The 18921-nt window shown below is 67.4% G+C and carries 17 protein-coding genes; 9 read left to right on the top strand and 8 right to left on the bottom strand.

Annotation, left to right across the window (positions count from 1 at the left end):
- Positions 1-71 precede the first annotated feature (71 nt).
- Positions 72-521: a redox-sensitive transcriptional activator SoxR gene (gene soxR / locus AB0J16_RS16315; RefSeq protein ID WP_357950325.1), complete on the top strand. Its 450-nt coding sequence runs from the start codon at positions 72-74 to the stop codon at positions 519-521.
- Between the two features lie 254 nt (positions 522-775).
- Positions 776-1030: a winged helix-turn-helix domain-containing protein gene (locus tag AB0J16_RS16310; RefSeq protein ID WP_358539505.1), complete on the top strand. Its 255-nt coding sequence runs from the start codon at positions 776-778 to the stop codon at positions 1028-1030.
- A 56-nt stretch (positions 1031-1086) separates the two neighbouring features.
- Here the strand turns inward: AB0J16_RS16310 and AB0J16_RS16305 are convergent, their stop codons facing one another.
- Entirely contained in the window at positions 1087-2310 is a 1224-nt protein-coding gene (locus tag AB0J16_RS16305; protein ID WP_358539503.1) for a helix-turn-helix domain-containing protein, read from the bottom strand.
- Positions 2311-2508: 198 nt separating this feature from the next.
- Here AB0J16_RS16305 and AB0J16_RS16300 point away from each other — a divergent pair, with 198 nt between their 5' ends.
- The gene (locus AB0J16_RS16300) at positions 2509-3723 is read left to right on the top strand and encodes an FAD-dependent monooxygenase (RefSeq protein WP_358539500.1); all 1215 of its coding nucleotides are present in this window, start codon (positions 2509-2511) and stop codon (positions 3721-3723) included.
- Here AB0J16_RS16300 and AB0J16_RS16295 read toward each other — a convergent pair.
- Positions 3704-4069: a VOC family protein gene (locus tag AB0J16_RS16295; protein WP_358539498.1), complete on the bottom strand. Its 366-nt coding sequence runs from the start codon at positions 4067-4069 to the stop codon at positions 3704-3706. The two genes, AB0J16_RS16300 and AB0J16_RS16295, sit on opposite strands and share 20 nt — an antisense overlap.
- Positions 4070-4211: 142 nt before the next feature.
- Between AB0J16_RS16295 and AB0J16_RS16290 the strand changes: the two genes are divergently transcribed.
- Positions 4212-4679 carry a cupin domain-containing protein gene (locus AB0J16_RS16290; RefSeq protein ID WP_358539495.1) on the top strand — a complete coding sequence of 156 codons (468 nt, stop codon included), beginning with the start codon at positions 4212-4214 and terminating at the stop codon, positions 4677-4679.
- Between the two features lie 98 nt (positions 4680-4777).
- Here AB0J16_RS16290 and AB0J16_RS16285 read toward each other — a convergent pair whose 3' ends face one another.
- The gene (locus tag AB0J16_RS16285) at positions 4778-6031 is read right to left on the bottom strand and encodes an ATP-binding protein (RefSeq protein WP_358539492.1); all 1254 of its coding nucleotides are present in this window, start codon (positions 6029-6031) and stop codon (positions 4778-4780) included.
- A 293-nt stretch (positions 6032-6324) separates the two neighbouring features.
- Between AB0J16_RS16285 and AB0J16_RS16280 the strand changes: the two genes are divergently transcribed.
- From AB0J16_RS16280 to AB0J16_RS16270, 3 genes are all read left to right on the top strand, one after another.
- Positions 6325-7458: a serine hydrolase domain-containing protein gene (locus tag AB0J16_RS16280; RefSeq protein ID WP_358539489.1), complete on the top strand. Its 1134-nt coding sequence runs from the start codon at positions 6325-6327 to the stop codon at positions 7456-7458.
- Between the two features lie 397 nt (positions 7459-7855).
- Positions 7856-8965 (top strand): serine hydrolase domain-containing protein, encoded by a 1110-nt coding sequence (locus AB0J16_RS16275; RefSeq protein WP_358539486.1) that lies wholly within the window; start codon positions 7856-7858, stop codon positions 8963-8965.
- Positions 8966-9083: 118 nt separating this feature from the next.
- Positions 9084-9563 carry a hypothetical protein gene (locus AB0J16_RS16270; RefSeq protein ID WP_358539483.1) on the top strand — a complete coding sequence of 160 codons (480 nt, stop codon included), beginning with the start codon at positions 9084-9086 and terminating at the stop codon, positions 9561-9563.
- A 549-nt stretch (positions 9564-10112) separates the two neighbouring features.
- On the opposite strand, the gene AB0J16_RS16265 is transcribed toward AB0J16_RS16270, so the two are convergent.
- Positions 10113-10739: a Uma2 family endonuclease gene (locus AB0J16_RS16265; protein ID WP_358178445.1), complete on the bottom strand. Its 627-nt coding sequence runs from the start codon at positions 10737-10739 to the stop codon at positions 10113-10115.
- Positions 10740-10969: 230 nt separating this feature from the next.
- Between AB0J16_RS16265 and AB0J16_RS16260 the strand changes: the two genes are divergently transcribed.
- On the top strand, positions 10970-12139 hold the full coding sequence (locus AB0J16_RS16260; protein WP_358539480.1) for a helix-turn-helix transcriptional regulator: 1170 nt from the start codon (positions 10970-10972) through the stop codon (positions 12137-12139).
- Between the two features lie 912 nt (positions 12140-13051).
- Here AB0J16_RS16260 and AB0J16_RS16255 read toward each other — a convergent pair.
- Positions 13052-14017, bottom strand: coding sequence for a 2-dehydropantoate 2-reductase N-terminal domain-containing protein (locus AB0J16_RS16255; RefSeq protein WP_358539478.1), 966 nt, complete (start codon positions 14015-14017; stop codon positions 13052-13054).
- A 91-nt stretch (positions 14018-14108) separates the two neighbouring features.
- Between AB0J16_RS16255 and AB0J16_RS16250 the strand changes: the two genes are divergently transcribed.
- A complete protein-coding gene (locus AB0J16_RS16250; RefSeq protein WP_358539476.1) occupies positions 14109-14678 on the top strand; it encodes a TetR/AcrR family transcriptional regulator in 570 nt (189 codons plus the stop codon).
- 580 nt (positions 14679-15258) lie between these two features.
- On the opposite strand, the gene AB0J16_RS16245 is transcribed toward AB0J16_RS16250, so the two are convergent.
- From AB0J16_RS16245 to AB0J16_RS16235, 3 genes are all read right to left on the bottom strand, one after another.
- Positions 15259-16356: a branched-chain amino acid aminotransferase gene (locus AB0J16_RS16245; protein WP_358539473.1), complete on the bottom strand. Its 1098-nt coding sequence runs from the start codon at positions 16354-16356 to the stop codon at positions 15259-15261.
- 214 nt (positions 16357-16570) lie between these two features.
- Entirely contained in the window at positions 16571-17617 is a 1047-nt protein-coding gene (locus AB0J16_RS16240) for a 3-isopropylmalate dehydrogenase (RefSeq protein ID WP_358539470.1), read from the bottom strand.
- A gap of 79 nt (positions 17618-17696) precedes the next feature.
- Positions 17697-18872: an ROK family transcriptional regulator gene (locus AB0J16_RS16235; RefSeq protein WP_358539468.1), complete on the bottom strand. Its 1176-nt coding sequence runs from the start codon at positions 18870-18872 to the stop codon at positions 17697-17699.
- Positions 18873-18921 lie beyond the last annotated feature (49 nt).

The raw sequence follows: 18921 nt of genomic DNA, 5'->3' as shown, positions 1-18921 counted from the left end.
GCTCCTCTGTAGTGGCGTTCGAAGACAGGCTCGTACTTAAACCAATGTTTAGGTCAAGCTAGGCTCGGGGCATGCCCGAAGCGATCGCCAAGGAACTGACCATCGGTGAGCTGTCCGAGCGCAGCGGCGTACCCGCGTCCGCGCTGCGCTTCTACGAACGGCAGGGGCTCATCGACAGCCGCCGGACCACCGGCAACCAGCGTCGCTATCACCGCACCACGCTGCGGCGGGTGGCGTTCATCCGCGCGTCCCAGAGCGTCGGCATACCGCTTTCGGTGATCGGGAGCGTGCTGGCGTTCCTGCCGGAGGGCGTCCCGCCGACGCGAGAGTTCTGGGTCAGGGCGTCGGAGTGCTGGAGCGAGGAGATCAACGCCCGGATCGAGCGGATGGAACGGATGCGGGACCGGTTCACGGAGTGCATCGGGTGCGGGTGCCTGTCGTTCGAGCAGTGCGTACTGGTCAATCCGGGCGACACGCTCGCCCAGCAGGGCCCGGGCCCGCGCCGCCTGCTGGAGCCTTGAGCAGGGGCGGCTAGCCGTACCTGCTGTTCGCGCACCCAGATGGGCCAGCAGTTCACACGTCGAGCTCTTGCGGGCGGGATGGCGTTCTGAAGAGCGGCTCCGACCAGGCGAGCTTCTCGTGATCGGGCTTTGAGGGTTCGACATGGATGCTGTGGAAGGCCCAAGTCATGGGCTCACCTTGAGACTATCTTGTCTACCTCGTCTAGGACGTTGCCCATATGGTCTCCGTAGGCAACGTACCTAACGTCGCCCTTGTGGAAGTGGACAGGTTCGATCCGACGCCGATCTATCAGCAGGTGGCGGCGATCATCCGAAAGCAGATCAAGGCTGGTGCGCTGGGGCCACGGGATCGGATTCCATCCGAGTCGGAGATGGTGCGAGATCACGGCGTCGCGCGCGACACGGCCCGCCAGGCCGTGGCTCTGTTGCGGGACGAGGGATGGGTGATGACCTTGCCTCAGCGGGGAAGCTTCGTCGCCGATCGTGAGAGTTGGCCGGCAGAGGGCTGACCGCAGTCAGCCCTCTGTCATCGAATCTGCGTAACGGCCCACGTGGCGGGTTCCCGTTACTGGTTCTCGCCGCCGGTTCGAGCCAGTGACTCGGCGGCGTGGCGCCAGATCTCCGCGGCCAGGTCGAAGTTGGCGCGCTCCTGCGCCTGCTCGGCCAGCGCTCGAAGGCCGCGCATGCCTTCGTCCTGCTTGCCGTCCAGCAGCAGGAGCTGGTTGCGCAGTACGTCCAAGCGGATCTGCTCCTGGTAGGCCAGGTGGTCGTGCGCGTCGGCGAGGTGGTCGAGCAGGGCGCGGGCCTCGTCGGTCTGCCCGATGTGGAAGGCCAGCCGGGCGCGTAGCGCGAGTAGTTCCTGCTCGACCGTGGGCGTGCCGGCGAACGGCAGGCACGCCTCGACCTCCTCGATACGGCGCCGCGCGGGTTCGGTCTCTGGCGGGGTGAAGTTGAGGTGCAGGCGGGCGGCGACGATTCGCAGCCGTACCCACATGGCCGGGTCGAGGCGGCCTTGGAGTTGCTCCACTGCGTCGTTGACCAGCTTCAGCGCGACCTGGGGTTCACCCTGTCGGAGCCGGACGCCGGCCACGGTCCACGCCGCCTCCGCCAGGAGCCTGCTGGCGGGCAAACCCGCGACCAGGGTGAGCAGTTCGTCGGCGTGCTGCCGGGCCTCGGCCATCCGGCCCGCCTCGGCCAGCGAGGACACCAATGCCAGAAGGGTGTCGGCCACGATGTGTGGTGGCAGGCCCTCGTCGGCCGCCAGGCGGTAGGCGCCGATCGCGGCCTCGACCGCGGCCGGCACCTGGCCCGCCCCGCGTTGTGCGCGCGCCAGCCGCGCCCCGGCTCGGGCGCGCAGCTCGGGCAGGTCGAGCTCGTCGGCGAGTGCCACCAGCTCGTCCAGGCAGGTGCGCTCCTCGGTGGGCTCATTGTTGAGGCGTCGCCATTCGGCGACTTGCCAGAGCGCTTGCCAGCGCAGCAGGGGGTCCTCGCCGCCCGCCGTACGCAGGGCTCGGGCCAGCAGCTCGCCCGCCTCGTCCGCGTCCAGGCCGACGGTGGTGGCCAGGCTGCGCGCCAGCGACCAGTCCGGCGGTTCGGCCAGGTCTTGGGGAGCGACGCCGAGCTGGCGGGCCAGGTGGGTCACGGCCTCCTCGGTGGGGGGCCGGGCCCCGGACTCCAGGCGGGAGAGGTATCCGGTGGACATGCCCTCGCCCGCGAGCTCGGCCTGGGTCAGGCCGCGTTCGGTCCTCAGCTGTTTGAGCCGTCGGCCGAAGGCTGGCTGCGTCAACATCTGCCTGTCGTCTCCTTGCCAGGTCGGAGCGCCGGACCGACCGGCCCTCTGCCGCAGTTCATGGTAGCCACCTGACACATGTCTGGCAAACGCTTGCCAACGCTTCTGGCAGAGCTGGGCAGGTGAGCAAGCGACCTTCTGGCAAGCATCTTGGAAATCTATTGCCAAGCATCTGGCAACGCTGTTACGGTTTTTGACATGACGAACTCACGGCGACTCGCCAACCGCAACGTCCTGATCTCCGGCGCCAGCGTGGCCGGCCCCGCTCTGGCCTACTGGCTGCGCCGCTACGGATTCACCCCCACCGTGATCGAACTGGCGCCCGAGGTGCGCGAGGGCGGCTACAAGGTCGACCTGCGCGGCGTGGCCATGCAGGTCGTCGAGCGGATGGGCATGCTGGAGGCCGTACGACGGGCAAGTACCGCCATCCGCGGCGGCTCATGGGTTGCCAAGAGTGGCAAGCCACTGGCCAACCTGGGCCCGGACCTCATCGGCATGCGCGCTCCGGGCGACGACGAGGTGATGCGTGGCGACCTCGCCCGGCTCCTCTACGACGCGACACGTGACAGCTGCGAATACCTCTTCGGCGACACCATCACCTCGCTCCACGAAGGCCCCGACGGCGTCGACGTCACCTTCCGCCATGCCGCCCCCCGCCGCTTCGACCTGGTCATCGGCGCCGACGGCCTGCACTCGACCGTGCGCCGCCTGGCCTTCGGTCCTGAGGAGCGCTACGTACACCCCCTCGGGATGCACGCGGCCGTCTTCACCGTCCCCAACCACCTCGGACTCGACCACTGGGAACTGCTCTATCCGACGCCCGGCAAGGTGGTGAACGTCTACGCCACCCGGCCCGACACCGCGAAGGCGCAGTTCGTCTTCCCGAGCCCCGCCGTCCTGCCCGGCCGCTCCGACAGGGCCGCCCAGCAGCGCGTACTGACCGAGGCGTTCGCCGGCGTCGGATGGGAGAGCGACGCGCTGCTACGAGCGATGCCGCACTCGCCGGACTTCTACTTCACGCCGGTCAGCCAGGTTCGCATGGACGACTGGTCCACCGACCGGGTCGCCCTGGTCGGCGACGCCGCCTACAGCCCGTCCCCGCTGTCCGGGCAGGGCACCAGCCTCGCGCTGGTGGGCGCGTACGTGCTGGCCGGCGAACTGAGCGCGGCGGCGGGCGAGCATCGTGCGGCTTATGCCGGTTATCGGGAAGCCATGCGCGAGTACGTGGATGTGAACGTGACGCTCGGCGCGAGCAACGCCGCGCAGATGGTCGCGGGCAGCCCGATGCAGATCAGGATGCAGACCACGATGATGCGGCTGGTCAACCGCCTGCCGTGGAAGGATCTGGCGATGCGGCCGATCATGAAGCCGCTGAACGAGGCCGCCAACGCGCTCACGCTCGCGGCGTACTGAGGGTCTGGTCGGGTGCCTGCGCGAGCGAGAGGCTGTTGCCGTCCGGATCGAGGACGTCCACGTGGCGCACGCCGTTGCCGTAGGTCTCCACGGGCTCGTGCGTGACGCCGTGCGCGGCAAGCCGGGCCAGGATGTCGTCGAGGTCGGTCACACCAAACGTGATCATGGTGCCGCCCACCCGTGCGGCCCGCATGTGCCGGTCGTCGATGACGACCCACGCGTTCTCACCGACCTGCCAGAGGAGCTCCTCGCCGATGATCTCGTCCGCCGGCCGCCCGAAGAACACCTCGAACCACTTCTGCGATGTCGCCAGGTCACGTACGCACACAACGCTGTACAAGTCCACCGAAGCCGCCCCTTCCCATCGTCGTTTCAGTCGTTGTTTCGAGGGTGAGACCACTCCCCCGCCCGAAACTCATCGGCGGCTCCTGTCTCTGCAGCGAGCCTCCTTGACGGCCGCTCTGGTGCCGTCAGCCGATAATGCTGAAATGATCGATAAGCAGATGCCGGAGCCGCGCCCCATTCTGCGCCGCCCCGAAGACGGCGAACTGATCGACGTGGCCGGAGTGGCGCACTTCTTCCGGCTGACGGGTGAGCACACGGGCGGCCGATTCGCGTTCGAGGAGTTCACCCTGTCCGGAGGCGTGATGGGGGCCCGCCCGCACGTACATCAAGAGCACGACGAGTATTTCTACGTCCTGCGGGGCGACCTGACCCTGCACCACGGCGATGGGGAGGTGACGGTCGGCCCCGGACACCTGCTCGCCGCGCCGCGCGGCACCCCGCACGGCTTCCGCAACGCCGGCACCGAGCCGGTCCAGGCATTGTGCCTTTACACGCCGGCCGGGTACGAGGGCTACTTCCGCGAGGTGCACGCGGCCGTGGCGGGTGGCGCGGAGGTGACCGACGAGCTCTTGGCGGAGTTCCGGGCCCGCCACCATACGATTTCGTTCTAGCCGCTGCTGGGTACGTACTGCCGTGACGATCGACCAAACCCGCGCGAGACGTTGAGTGCTCGGCGCGGGGCACGGCGGGTGATCGCAGTCCGAAAGCGCTACCTGTCCCAGAGGGCGCTGAGAGGCAATGCCGTCAGCCGGTCTCCGAAGGAGAGCGACCTCACTCCTGTGTAGAAGACGAACCCGTGTACGAAATCTTCGCCGAGACTCTCGCGTAGAGCGACAAGACCCTTGAAATCATCCTGATTCACAGAGTCGGTGGCCTTGGCCTCCACACCGACAACCCGTCCATTGTTTCGTTCGAGTACAAGGTCCACCTCAGCGCCCTGGCTGACCCTCCAGTGATGGAGTCCGACGCGAAACGGCGCCCACGTGGCCTGCTTCGCGATCTCGTTGACGATGAACGATTCAACAAGGGGGCCTCGCGCGGGCGAGACCCTGGCAGCCAGGCCGTCCGCGTCGACACCGATCAGATGAGCGGCGAGGCCGGTATCGGTGACGTGGAGCTTGGGACGACGAACCGACCGGGCCACAAGATTCCGCGACCACGCCGGCACCTGACGAATCAGGAAGACGGTCTCCAGCAAGCCGAGGTAACGGGTGACCGTACTCCGATGGAGCTGGAGATCGTTGCCGATCTTGACCAAATTGGGCTCTTGCCCCGTATTCGCCGCGGCGAGGTTGAGCAGTTGCCGGAGACTGCTCGGCTCATCGACCCTCGCCATCTCCCTGATGTCCGTGTCGATGACCGCCTGAACGTAGGTCCGGTACCACCTGTCTCGGGTGAACTCCGATCTCATCGCGACCGCCTCCGGATAGAAACCTTGGCAGATCAGTTCGAAGTAGTCCCTGCGGCTGTAGTCGCTGAGTGACGAAGAGCGCAACGCTCCAGGATCGTTGAAGGCCGTCACAAGAAAGGACTCGCCCGTTCCAGCAAGCTCCTCCTGGGCGAAGGGCCAGACCTCAAGGATCCCCGCGCGGCCGGCAAGCGATTCGCTCAACGACGGCGTGGACAGAAACCTTGTGGAACCCGCCAGCACGAACTGCCCCCGCTCAGCCTTCCGATCAACCTCCGCCTTGATCGCCAGGATCAGGTCGTCTCCGCCCCGCTGAATCTCGTCGATCATCATCGGACGCGACCCATCCGCGATGAAGACAGCCGGATCGGCCTGCGCGGCCGATCTCAACGGACCGTCATCCAGAGTGAGGTACGTTCCCCCTCCTCCCTTGTTGAGTTGGTGGAGCAGGGTGGTCTTGCCTGACTGCCTTGGTCCATTGACGATCACGATTCTGGAGGCGTCGAGGAACTCCTCGGCATGGCCGGTCACCCGACGTGAGATCAACTCGGACATGGCAGCTCCTCCCTGCGACGATAGACACCAGCGTAAGGCCCAACCGACATTTGACGGTGCAAAAAACCGACAGACTGCAGGTGGCCAACCGACATTTGACAGGGAGAAAAACCGACAGACTGCGGGCCACGACCGGCGTCTGAGAGCCTGCTGACAAAGGGGTTTGGTCGCTGAGAGGCTCCACGTACCAGCGCGGCGGAGTTGCGCCTTGAGATTAACGCCGAGGAAACACCACCCTCGTTAGAACTTGTGGCTCGACAGCCGAGTATTCGGACCTGGAAGAGGGAGACTTCATGATTCTGCGTCGAGCGACGCTCACTGGCGCAGCTTCGCTGGCGTGCGCGGCGCTGGTCTTGAGTGCGGCCCCGCGCGCCACCGCCTCGACGGCTGCCGTCCCCGTCAAGGTCGGGGACGTGCAGAAGGCGATGGAAAGCCTGGTGAAGACGGGACACGTGGTGGGCGCCATTGGGGAGGTGTACGTGGACGGCAAGCGGGTCGGGAAGGGATCGGCCGGGTCCCGCCTGCTCGACGGCAAGGGCGGCGCGATCCCGGCGAGCGCCCGCTACTGGATCGGCTCGCAGACCAAGACCATGACCGCCGTCGCGGTCCTGCAACTGGTCAAGGAAGGCAAGCTGAGCCTGGACGGCAAGCTCAGCGAGGTTCTGCCGGAAGTGGTGAAAAAGGACCTGGTGGAGCGGGCCGAGGAGATCACGGTACGCGATCTGATCCAGCTGACCTCGGGTATCCCCGACTACATCGGCCCGGACACCTCCGACCCCACGCGTGACTATCGCCCGATCGACCTGCTGGCGGCCTCCCGCAAGAGGTCCCGGCCCGTGGAGACCGGGACCTTCAACTACTCCAACACCAACTACATCCTGCTCGGCATGATCATCGAGAAACTGTCTGGAAGGTCGCTGGCGGCCGAACTCGACCGCCGGCTCTTCGCCCCGCTCGGCATGCGCGACACCTACCTGCCCACGAAGGCGGGCGAAGGCGTCAAGGGCCCGCACGGGCACGGCTACGCCCCGGACGAATCGGGCACGATGCGCGATGTCGACAAGACGATGAACGCCACCAGCATGCTCGGCGCCGGCGGTGTGATCTCCACCGCGCGCGAGATGAGCGCCTTCCAGCGCGCCTTCCGTCAGGGCAAGCTGTTGCCGGCGTCCCTGAGCAAGGTGATCACCGACCCGCCTCCCGGTCAGCCGGCGCCGCCTGCGGGTGGCCCGTGCTCCGGCGCCCCCGAGTTCGCCGCCGGGGGCGGAGGCAGCGCTCCCGGCTTCACCGCCGCGACGATCACCTCCTCCGACGGCCGCCTGCAGTTCGCCGTGTCGCTGACTCTGGCCATGGACGACGCCGAGCGCGGCACCGTGCCGCCGCGCATCACCAACGCCCTCAAATCGCTGTTCTGCCCTGCGAAGTGAGCACTCCAGCCGCACATGGCGAGCGTGAGCGGCGTGATCGCCAAGTGCGGCTGGAGGTTCGCGAACCTGTGCACGGTGCCCGGCACATGCCGGGGCCATGACTCTGTGACGCCGGATGACCAAGTGGCGTCTTCGCGCGAGTCAGCGAACGAAGCCACTCCGAGATCCGTGGTGATCTGCGAAACGATTGGCTCAGCCAGCGAGGACATGGCGGCGCCGGTTGAGTGAAACGCAGCTGACGGCCGCCCCGATGACCGCACGCTTGTACGCCACTCAGCCGCGCGGCCCTCGGGCCGATATCACCGACGGTCTCTCGCCGACGGCACGACGGATCATCACGTGACCCGCCCGCGCACATTGTTGACCCTTGTTCGTCCATTCGAAGGAGTTGTCGTCGTTGAAGTACACGTCCCTTGCCGCCGTAAGCACGGCAGCCCTGATGCTGGCCACTGCCTTGCCCGCAACCGCCGGCGCCACCGCGATCGGCGACGTCCAGCAGGCCATGGAGAACCTGGCCAAGACGCCCGGCGTCGTGGGCGCGATCGGCGGCGCCTACGTAGACGGCAAGGCCGTCGGCCGCGGCAGCGCGGGGTCGCGGCTGCTCAACGGCAGGGGCAGCACGATCCCGGCGGACTCCCGCTTCCGCATCGGCTCGCAATCCAAGACAATGGTGGCAACCGTGCTCCTCCAACTCGTCGAGGAGGGCAGTCTCAGCCTGGACGACAAACTCGCCGACCTACTGCCCGAGGTGGCCGCCGACGGGCTGGTGGAACGAGCCGACGAGATCACCGTCCAGCAACTGGTCCAGCACACCTCCGGCATCCCCGACTGGTTCCACCAGAGCGGCTCGACCGAACCGGCGTTCGACGTCTTCGACTTCACCACCTACTACCGGCCCATCGACATCGTGAAGATGGTGCGCGGCCGGCCGCGCACCGGTGAGCCGGGCGAGAAGTTCACCTACTCCAACACCAACTACACCCTCATCGGCATGCTCATCGAGAAGGCGACCGGGCACACCCTGGCCCGCGAACTCGACCGGCGTCTCTTCCGCCCGCTCGGCATGACCAAGACCTACCAGACAACCCAGCCCCCGAAGGGCATCAAGGGCCCGCACGGGCACGGCTACTACCCCGACTCCACCGGCACCCTGCGCGATGTGCACCGCTTCAACGCCAGCTGGGGCAACGGCGCCGGCGGCGTCGTCTCGACCACGCATGACCTCGGCACCTTCCGGCGGGCCTTCAACCAGGGCAAGCTGCTGCCGCCGTTGCTGCAGGAGGTCGTCACCGGTGGCAGCGCACAGCAGGGCACAGGCATGTGCGGAGGCAAGCTGAAAGGCCAGATGCTCGGCGGCTCGGCGCCCGGTATCTCCACACTGACCTTCGCCTCGACCGACGGCCGGCAGCAGTTCGCCATCTCCGTCACGCGGAGCACCGCCGACGATAACGCCATCGCCCCCGCGATGATCAAAACCGTCGAAGCCGTCCTCTGCCCGGCGGCTTGAAGTCCTACCCTACGGTTTGCAGCCCTACTCGGCACGTCCGGTCTGGTGAGCGTCGCGCAGCACCGACGCCAACTCGTCGGCCAGGTCTGGGAAGCCGCCCGCAGCGCCCGCATCCCGCTTGCACGCCCACACTCTGGCCAAGGCCGGGCAACGCCGGTCGGCAATCGCCGAAACCGAGCGCGCCCGCGCCCTGATAGCGGCAGGCCAGGACGCGGACGTGCCGTTCTGGGCGCTGGCCTGGGGCCCGCCGCAAGGTTCGGTGTTCTCCCGCACCGCCAAGGTGTTCGAGGCTCTCGGCGACCGCGCCAACGCCGCCGAACAGTACGCTCGAGCTGCGGCCTGCCGACCCACTGCCACCTACGCCCGCATCATCGCCCTCGACCTGGTCGCCGAGGGTGAACTGCACCTCTCCCAGGGCGGCATCGAGCAGGCCTGCGCCACCTGGACTCACGCGATGGACCACATGGACGGCGTGGCCTCCGCCCGCACTCGCAAGGCCGTCACCCGCATGCGGAGAGACCTGTCCCGCTTCTGGGCCCGCGGCCTGCGCTGCGCCATCCAGCTCGACGAACGCGCCATCGCTCTCCTGCGCGTTTGACCTGCACACGCGCCTGCCGCCCCCGCGCCGGCCCGATTTGTTGGTCCAGCCATCGTTGGCGTCCAGGGCACATCAAGGTGCCGACGAGAGCAGTGGGTAGCGGACGGGCAGAGGCGGTGGCCAGTCTGGTGGAACGCCCGGAGCGTACGGAGGGCCTTCGCCTTGTCACTCAGTCACCGTTGAGGACGCGGGTCATCCGCTCCAGGGCCCCCGTGCGAAGGGCCTCCTCGGCATGACCGATCACCCGGCGTGAGGCCAACTCGGGCATGGCAGGTCCTCCCTGCGACGATCGGCACCAGTGTGAAGCCCAACCGACATTCGTACGGTGCAGAAACCGACAGGCTGCAGGCGGCCAACCGACATTGGACAGGGCGAAAAGCCAGCAGACCACGGACCGGCGTCTGAGACGACGGATGTGACGCCCGGCAGAGCGCCTGAGGGCCTGGTCGAGGTTACAAACGGCTGACGTACGCGATCGACGCGAGGGCCAGGTTCTGTGGATCACCCGTGCCGGAATTCGACGGTAAGGATCATGGTTGGCGGCTTTGCTCAGAACTGCAGTTCTGACCAGTCGATCACCATGGGGATCGGGTTGCTGACGCTGGGAGCGCCACCCGATTCGTCCTTCATGAACGTGCCGATGTGCTTGTAAAGCATGGCTGCCCGATCCAGCCGATAGCGTTCGATGATCGACACACCAGAGCGGTCAAGCCGGACTATCCAGTAGTGCGGAATGCCAGCCTTGGCGTACTCCCCGAGCTTGTCGGTCGTGTCCTGGGTCTCGGACCCAGGAGAAACGATCTCCACGACGAGCAGCGCGTGCTCGGCGCGGAGCCGTTCGCCCCGCTCGCGGTCCAGGCACCGATAGAGGGCGACATCGGGGCGTCGGTTGAGCAGTGGCAGATCTCTGAGACGCAGATCCACATCGTTGTTCACGGTGACGCACTCGTGGCCCTTGCCCATCGCCTCGCGAGCATGACGTTCGAGCATGTTGGCCAGCCGCCGACCGGCGGTCTGATGATCTGGCGTTGGTGCCGCGCAGTAGACCACGTAACCGTCGACGATCTCGATGGCTTTGGCGATCTCTTCCGGAAGCGCCTCATACTCCTCGGCGGTGACCAACGCGGGCTGAGGACGGATGTTGAGAAGCCAACTGTCATCCGGTAGAGCTGTCATTCGGCATCTCCTCGTCACTGTCCGCCGAGCCAAGCCTACGGTCTATCCCTCATTTGGTGGGGACCACACGGGAGCGCACCTGGGCAGGGGCAACCGGCCTTGCTGCGAAGGAGGAGCCAGCAGCCACAGATCGCATGTTGAGCACCCAACTGCCATCCGGCGGGGCCGCATCCGGCATCTCCTCGTCACTGTCAGCCCACCGCTCGGCAGCCCATCCTTAGCATGGATTCATGGCCACGATAGGCGAACGTATTCGCAGCGTCCGGAAGCGCCGGGGCTTGACTCAGCAGGGCCTGGCCGACCTCGCGGGCGTATCCGCTTCGCTTATCCGCAAGCTGGAACAGGACGCGCGAAAAGACGTGCGTCTGGAGACGCTGCGCAAGGTCGCAGTGGCCCTCAAGGTGCCGACGACGTCGCTCATGGGCCAGCTGGACGCTGAGCCGGCGCACGAAGAAACACTCGATCTGTGGGCGCCGGTACGGCGGGCACTCTGCGGACTCGACGGTCAGCCCACAGAGGCGCCGACGCGAGAGGGTCTGGGCGACGCCTTGGAAGCGTCGATGCCGTTGTGGAAACAGGATCGCTACACACAGATCGCCGCCATGCTGCCCCCGATGCTCAGGGACGCAGACGCGCTGATAGAGATGGACCTGTTGCAGCGTCACATGCGAGGCAGGCTGCTGCACCTCGTCGGCTGGCTGATGACCCAGACGCGCCAGTTCGACGAGGCCGAGTTTGCGCTGTCCCGGGCCATGGACGACATGAACGACTCCCTGGACGCGGCGGCGACGATCAGCACACATTGCTGGCTTCTCCTGCGTCAGGGCCGCCTGGACGAAGCTCGCAAGATGGCGACGCGCTGGGCCGATGACGTGGAACCTCGTATCTCCTGCGCGACACCGCACCAGCTTTCCGCCTGGGGCTGGCTGCTGCTGCGGGCCTCTGCCGCTGCCATCCGCGACAACCGGCCCGGGGAGGCGGACGACACGATCCGCCTCGCGCGCACCGCGGCGGTGACCATGGGCCAGGATCTGACGCCGAGCGATGACTTCCTTCGCACCTTCGGGCCGGTGACCGTGGCGATGAAGCGGGTGGAGAACGCCATGATCGAGGACCGCCCGGACAAGGTCCTCCAGCTCTCCCAGACGATCCCGGTCACGGACCTGCGGCCAACCTCGAACAACCGGAACCGGCATCTCCTCGACGAGGCCGAGGCGCACCGCCGCATGCATCGGCAGAGTGAGGCCTTTGAGATCTTGCAGGGTGTTCGGCACGATGCCCCGGAGTGGATGACGAACCAGAGCTATGCCAGAGACATCCTGAAGGGAATCATCGGCAGACGGCGCTCTCTCACCGATGAAATGTGTGATCTCGCGGACTTTGTGCGACTTGAATACTGAGTTATGGCACCGCTCGTGTCACTTCCGCTGCAGGCCATCAGGAAGTGACACGAAATCGCACTTCCGAGCCTATTTGGCCTGCTCATAGCGTTGCAGTATGCATCCGGCCTCCATGGGTTCCCGTCCCATCAACGCACACGGGAAATCGCCGGTCACGCCGTCGCGCGCCGCCACGCGATTGAGCGATGAATTGGCGTCGCTCCGTCACCCGACGAACGCTAGGAGGGCCAGGGGCGATACGTCCAATACGCGCTGGACGATGAGTTGATATCTGTAGACGTATGGCCGCCCCGAACTTCCCCTGCCATGGCTGCATGCCTTCGTCGTGGTGGCCGACGAACTCCACTTCGGCACCCAGACAGTAATACGCATCACATCGACGGTCTCGGAATGCAACGCCTCTGGCTGCCTGCGTCGCGTAAGTTGACCGTCCGAACCGCTCGGCGGGCACGCCTGGCGCGAGTCCGGGCTCGGCACGTCCACCGACATTGACGCCCTGTCGGTGTACTCCTTGGTGTGCGGAGGTGGTACGGATAAATGCGAACCCACCTCGATACCCCAGGTGGTGACCAGTGACCCCTGCGGACACCCAGACCCGGTTGGAGCACGCCCTGACCCGCCTGCTGGCCGGCCAACCAACCTCCAGCGACAGAGCCTTGACTATCTCCAGCGTGTGCGGCGAAGCCGGCGTCGGCCGCGACTCCTACTACCGATCCCCACAGCAGTTCAAAGAACACCGTCGTTGCAGCGTTCGCCCGCCGCGAGGCACAGCAACCCGAGTCGGTGACGTTGCGGGAGGAGAACGCCGCACGCAAGCGCCAGAAGAAGCAGATCGTCCAGGAGAACGCACGTCTTCGTGGCGGCTGACCACCCAGGCCCAATGGACCACCGGGACCGACAACATCGGTAAATTCAGGCTCGACCCGTCCCCTCACGGGCGAAGTTCGGTTCCGCCGCTTCCAGTCGCGGTACCGAGATACCCAACCGCCGTGCTTCGGCCAGGGTGTCCCGGCAGACCTCACGCGGCTCCTCGGCGTCGGGGTCGGAGTGCGCCGCGAAACTCACGCGCAGGGGCGCCATATGAGCAGTCAGCCAGGCGAGCGCGGGGGCCGTCAGCCAGGTGGGCGCCCGGAACAGCAGCACACCGCCCCGGTGACGTCGCAGGTCAAGGCCGCGCGCCTGGAGGAGCGGCAGCAGCTCGCGGCCGGCCAGCAGCCCCTCGCGCAGGTCACCCGTTGCCCCGGCCAGCTTGGACAGGGAACCCAGCCGCAGCCCCTGCGAGAACAGGCCGGCATCCGACACGAAATGGACCCACAGCCAGCCGCGGAAGTCGGGCCGCTCCTTGAGCCGGAGCCCGGCCCCGCGAAACGCCTGGCGCACGGCCTGCTCCCGGTCGGTCGGGGGCTGGCCGAGGGTGCCGAAGACGACCGACGGCAGCAGCATCCCACGGAGCACGCCGTCCGCGCCGAAACCGCCACCGGCCTGGGGAAAGCCCCAGGCGATCCGGTCGACAGGGAGTGCACCGATCGCGGCCAGCGGCTCGGTCCAGATGTTGCCGAAGACCAGCACCGTGGCCTGGCCGACACGTGGGGTCAGGAAGGCTGCCGCCTCCGCGAGGCGGTGGTGCGACACGCTGAGCACGATCAGGTCGAAGTCGTGGTCCGGCTCCAGCGCCTCGCGGTAGCGCACCGGCCACTTCTCGACGACGCGCTGCCCCCACACCCGGCGCCGCGTATCGAACAGGTCGAGGTCCACTGCGTCTCCGTACGTCGCCGCGCGGCCCGGCCGGACGTAGAACTCGACGTCATGTCCCGCCTGTTGCAGGGCCCAGCCATAGATGGTGGCGATCACGCCTCGGCCGAACATCAGGATCTTCACGCTGCACCTCGTGGGGTACGATCGATTTGGAGGTCATCTCCACTTTCCAAAATATGGAGGTCATCTCCATTTTGTCAACAGGGGGCAGCGCATGACCGCCGACAAGCCGCTGCGGGCCGACGCCCAGCGCAAGCGCGAGGCCCTGCTCGCCACGGCCCGGGAGGTCTTCGACGCCGGAGGCTTCTTCGACCTGCGCTTCGATGACTTCGCTCGGCTGGCCGGGGTGGGCACCGGAACGCTGTACCGCCACTTCCCCACCCGGGAGGCCCTGGCCGAGGCGGTCTACCACGGCGAGGTCGCCGCGCTGTGCGACCGCGCCCGCCAGCTACAGACCACGCTGCCCGCGGCGGAGGCGTTGGCGACCTTCCTACGCGGCATGGTCGACCACATAGCTGCCCACGAGGGCCTGGCCCGGACGCTGGCCACGCTATGGGCCGATCGCTCGGGTGCCCTCGCCGAGGGCAGCCGGGCGCTGGAGCAGGCAGTCACCGACCTGGTAGCCGCCGCCGTGCGGGACCGCGCCGTTCGCGACGACGTGGACGCCGGTGCCGTGATGATGGCGCTGCACGGCATCGGCGCCGCCCATGACCGCCCCAACTGGCGGGCCGAGGCCGACGATCTCATCACCCTCGTACTGGACGGACTACGCCGCCCGCAATGACAAGATGCGACACCAGGTCGCATGCCTCGAGCTCTGAGGGCGCCTCGGTTATGTCGACTTCATCACAACCGAGACCGCCTCAATGTGACCACCATGCCTGCGACATCACCGTTGTTCCCGCGTCTCGCTCCCGACACGCAGCGAAGTCGCTGCACCGCACGTCGCTACTGCCTTCTCTGACAGCCTCTTAGCTGCACAAACGCGAGGATCAAGCCTCCAGCGAGCGGAACGACCCCCAGAGAGGTCTTCTGATGCGGCGAGGCACGGTAGGGCCGGCTTCACCGCGCCATGGGCCTCCGGCCAGGCATCTCGCGCATTTCAACCGGCCAACCCGGCGAAGCGCTGGGAAGGCTGTCCGAGCGGAGCGAGGTCCTCCAGGGGGCGGGCGGTAGCCCGCCTGGGAGAACGTCCGGAGCGTAGCGGAGGCCCTTGCAGTGCGCGTAAGCGCCAAAGGAAGAGCGCCGAACTTCCAGAGCGCGAAGCGCCGATTGTGCGCCCTTTGTGGAGGGGCGGGCGTCAAACGGCCAACCACCCAAACGGGTAACGGGTGGGAGGGCGAAAGACGCCCGGTGAAGGCGTGTTAGCTGATCTTGTGGACCCAGCTGTGGGTGTCGGGGCGGGAGCCGTACTGGATGCCCACCAGTTCCTCGCGGATGCGCATCGTCACTTCCCCAGGGGTGCCGTCGCCCACGGTCCACGCGCGGTCCGTGCCCTTGACCGAGCCCACCGGGGTCACCACTGCCGCCGTCCCGCAGGCGAACACCTCCGTGAGTTCGCCCGACTCGCAGCCCGCCTGCCACTCCTCCGTCGAGATAAGGCGTTCTGACGCCTCCAGGCCCAGGTCGGCGGCGAGGGACAGGATGGAGTCGCGGGTGATGCCGGGCAGCAGGGTGCCGGTCAGCGCGGGGGTGACCAGTTTGTCGCCGAAGACGAAGAACAGGTTCATCCCGCCCATCTCCTCCACGTACCGGTGCTCGTGCGCGTCCAGCCACACCACCTGGTCGCAGCCCTGCTCGACGGCCTGCCGCTGGGCGACGAAGGCGGCGGCGTAGTTGCCGCCGCACTTGGCGAAGCCGGTGCCGCCGGGGGCGGCGCGGGTGTACTCGGTGGAGAGCCAGACGGAGACGGGCTTGACGCCGCCGGTGAAGTAGGAGGCCGCCGGGGAGGCGATGACCATGTACCGGTAGGTGCGGGACGGGTAGTTGACGCCGAGGCCGACCTGGGTCGCGATGATGAACGGGCGTAGGTAGAGGCTGTGGCCCTCGGTCGTGGGGACCCAGTCCTTGTCGGTCTGGACGAGGAGTTCGAGCGACTCGACGAACACCTCTTCCGGAAGCGACGGCATCGCCATGCGCTCGGCCGAGGCGTTGAAGCGGGCCGCGTTGGCATACGGGCGGAAGGTCGCGATCGAGCCGTTGGCCTGGCGGTACGCCTTGAGCCCCTCGAACAACTCCTGCGCGTAGTGGAACACCGAGGTGGCCGGGTCGAGCGACAGCGGCCCGTACGGCTCAAGCCGGGCGTCGTGCCAGCCCTCGCCCTCGGTGTAGTCGATCGAGATCATGTGGTCGGTGAAGGTCTGCCCGAACCCGGGGTTCGCCAGTACCTGCTCCCGCTCGGCCGCAGTGCGAGCGTGGTCGGATAGCTGCACGTCGAAGCTGAGCTTCTGAGCGATGGTCATGACGGAGGTCCTTCTCTCTACGGTCCTGGACAAACTCTACGGTTCTGGACGGTCTCTGCGGTTCGTGACAGTCACTGCTGAGCAGGTCTGCACTTCCTAGTGTCTCGCCATTTGGGATCGTAAGTGGCCAATGGGGTGCTTTGGCCGTTTAGACGCGAAAAAGCGCCTGGCGGTCCTTATGTGGACCGCCAGGCGCTTGGGGAGCTGGGCGGCCCTAGCTCGATACTCGCGCGGTGATGTCGTCACCGATCTCGTTTGTGGAGCGGCCCGCCCAGCCGGCCAGGCGCTCGACGATGTCGTCGGCGACGGCCTGCTCGACCCTGGCCGCCTCGGCGGTCAGGCCGAGGTGCTCCAGGAGCATGGCGACCGACAGGATCGTGGCGGTCGGGTCGGCCTTGCCCTGCCCGGCGATGTCGGGGGCGCTGCCGTGCACCGGCTCGAACATGCTGGGCGCGGTGCGCTCCGGGTTGATGTTGCCGCTGGCCGCCAGGCCGATGCCGCCCGCGATCGCCGCGCCGAGGTCGGTGATGATGTCGCCGAAGAGGTTGTCGGTGACGATCACGTCGAACCGCTCGGGCTGGCTCACGAAGAACATCGAGGCCGCGTCGATGTGGCAGTAGTCGGTGGTGACCTCGGGGTATTCCTCGCCCACGCGGTTGACCGTGCGCTGCCAGAGGTCGCCGGCGTAGGTCAGGACGTTGGTCTTGTGGACGAGCGTCAGCTTCTTGCGCGGGCGGGACTTGGCCTTCTCGAACGCGTAGCGGACGACCCGCTCCACGCCGTAGGCGGTGTTGAGCGACTCCTGGGTGGCGATCTCGTGAGGTGTGCCACGGCGCATGACGCCACCGGTGCCCGCGTAGAGGCCCTCGGTGCCCTCGCGGACGACGACCATGTCGATGTTCTCGGTGGGGGTGTCGGCCAGCCGGGTCTCGACGCCGGGGAACAGCTTGACCGGGCGCAGGTTGACGTAGTGGTCGAAGACGAAGCGGAGGCGGAGCAGCAGGTCGCGCTCCAGGATGCCGGGCGGCACGCTGGGATCGCCCACGGCGCCGAGCAGAATCGCGTCATAGCCGCGCAGCTCTTCGAGCACGGCGTCGGGCAGCGTCTCACCGGTACGGTGATAGCGGGCGGCACCCAGGTCGTAGTGGGTGGCCTCGATCTTGGTCCCGACTGCCTCCAGGACCTTCAGCCCCTCGGCGACGACCTCGGCGCCGATGCCGTCTCCGGGGATGACGGCCAGGCGAATATTCCGCGACTCCATGTGCGTACCTTACCCGCTTGTCTCGACTGACGAGCACGACATCTCACGTCTTGGACAGGACCTTCCAAAAGACCAGGGGTCAGCCCTGTCTGGCGTCGAAGATCAGGTCCCAGGCCCTGGTTCGGGCGTGGGCGACCGCGCCCAGCAATACTCCACTGTCCCCCAAAGCGCTGGCGACCACCATCGGCCGCAGGGGGCCCAGCTCCGCGATCCGATCCTCTATCGCCGCGCCCAGCAGGTCCAGGTTGCGGCCCACTCCGCCGCTCAGGACGATGACCTCCGGATCCAGGACCGCCGCCACCGCCACCAGAAGACCGCCGATGCGGCGCCCTTCGGCCTCCACCACCGAGCGGGCCGCCGGGTCTCCGGCCGCCGCCACCGCGAAGACCTCCTTGGCCGTCTCGAGGTCCAGCCCGGCCGCCCTGGCCGCCCTGACCACGCCGGGAGCCGAGGTCACCGTCTCCGTGGCACCGTGGGCCAGGGCGTCGTCCGTAAAGGGTGGGACGTAAGGGGGCGAGTCCGTGGGGACATAGGAAACCTCTCCCGCCGCTCCCCTGGCTCCGACATACAGCTCGCCGTTGATGACGATGCCCATCCCGACGCCCGTACCGATGGAGACCAGGGCGAAGTTGGCCTTGCCGCGCCCCTCCCCGTACGTGTGCTCGCCGACCGCCGCCAAGTTGATGTCGTTCTCGATGGTCAGCTCCACGTCGAGCGCCGACCGGAGGCGACCCGCCAGGTCGGGCGGGCCCGGCAGGTTGGGCGCGAAGTCCAGGCGGCCCCGGGCCGGGTCGTAGACGCCGGGCGAGCCGACCACCGCGCAGGCGATCACCGACCAGTCGAGCTCGGCCTCCCTGGCCGCGGCGCGGCACAGGTCGCCCACGAGGACCGCGAGCTCGGCGGAGTCGCGGGCGGTGTTGCGCCCGTCGGTCCGGCCCGCGAACGTGCCGCGCAGGTCGGCCACGGCGACGCGGATCCAGTCGCGGCCGATGTCGATGCCCGCCACGTGGGTGGAGGCCGCGTTCATGTCGTAGAGCGAGGTCACCGGGCCCGGCCGGCCCGACACCTCGCCGACCAGGTGCACCAGCCCGTCTTCCTCCAGCCCGGCGAGCGCCGCCGAGACCGTCGGCTTCGACAGCCCGGTGATCTTGGCCAGATCGGCCCGTGACGCCGGGCCGTTCGCGTGGAGCTGGTCGAGCAGCCGACGCTCGTTCAGCACCCGTAGCAGTCGCGGATTTCCCAGCCCACCTCGCATCTTCAGCCCTCCTCGCGCCAAACTCTAGCCAACGACCCTGGTAGTAAAC

This window comes from Nonomuraea sp. NPDC049750, from assembly GCF_040659625.1.
Lineage (GTDB): Bacteria > Actinomycetota > Actinomycetes > Streptosporangiales > Streptosporangiaceae > Nonomuraea.
The sequence above is the reverse complement of the archived record's forward strand: the minus strand, read 5'-3'. Positions and strand labels throughout refer to the sequence as shown.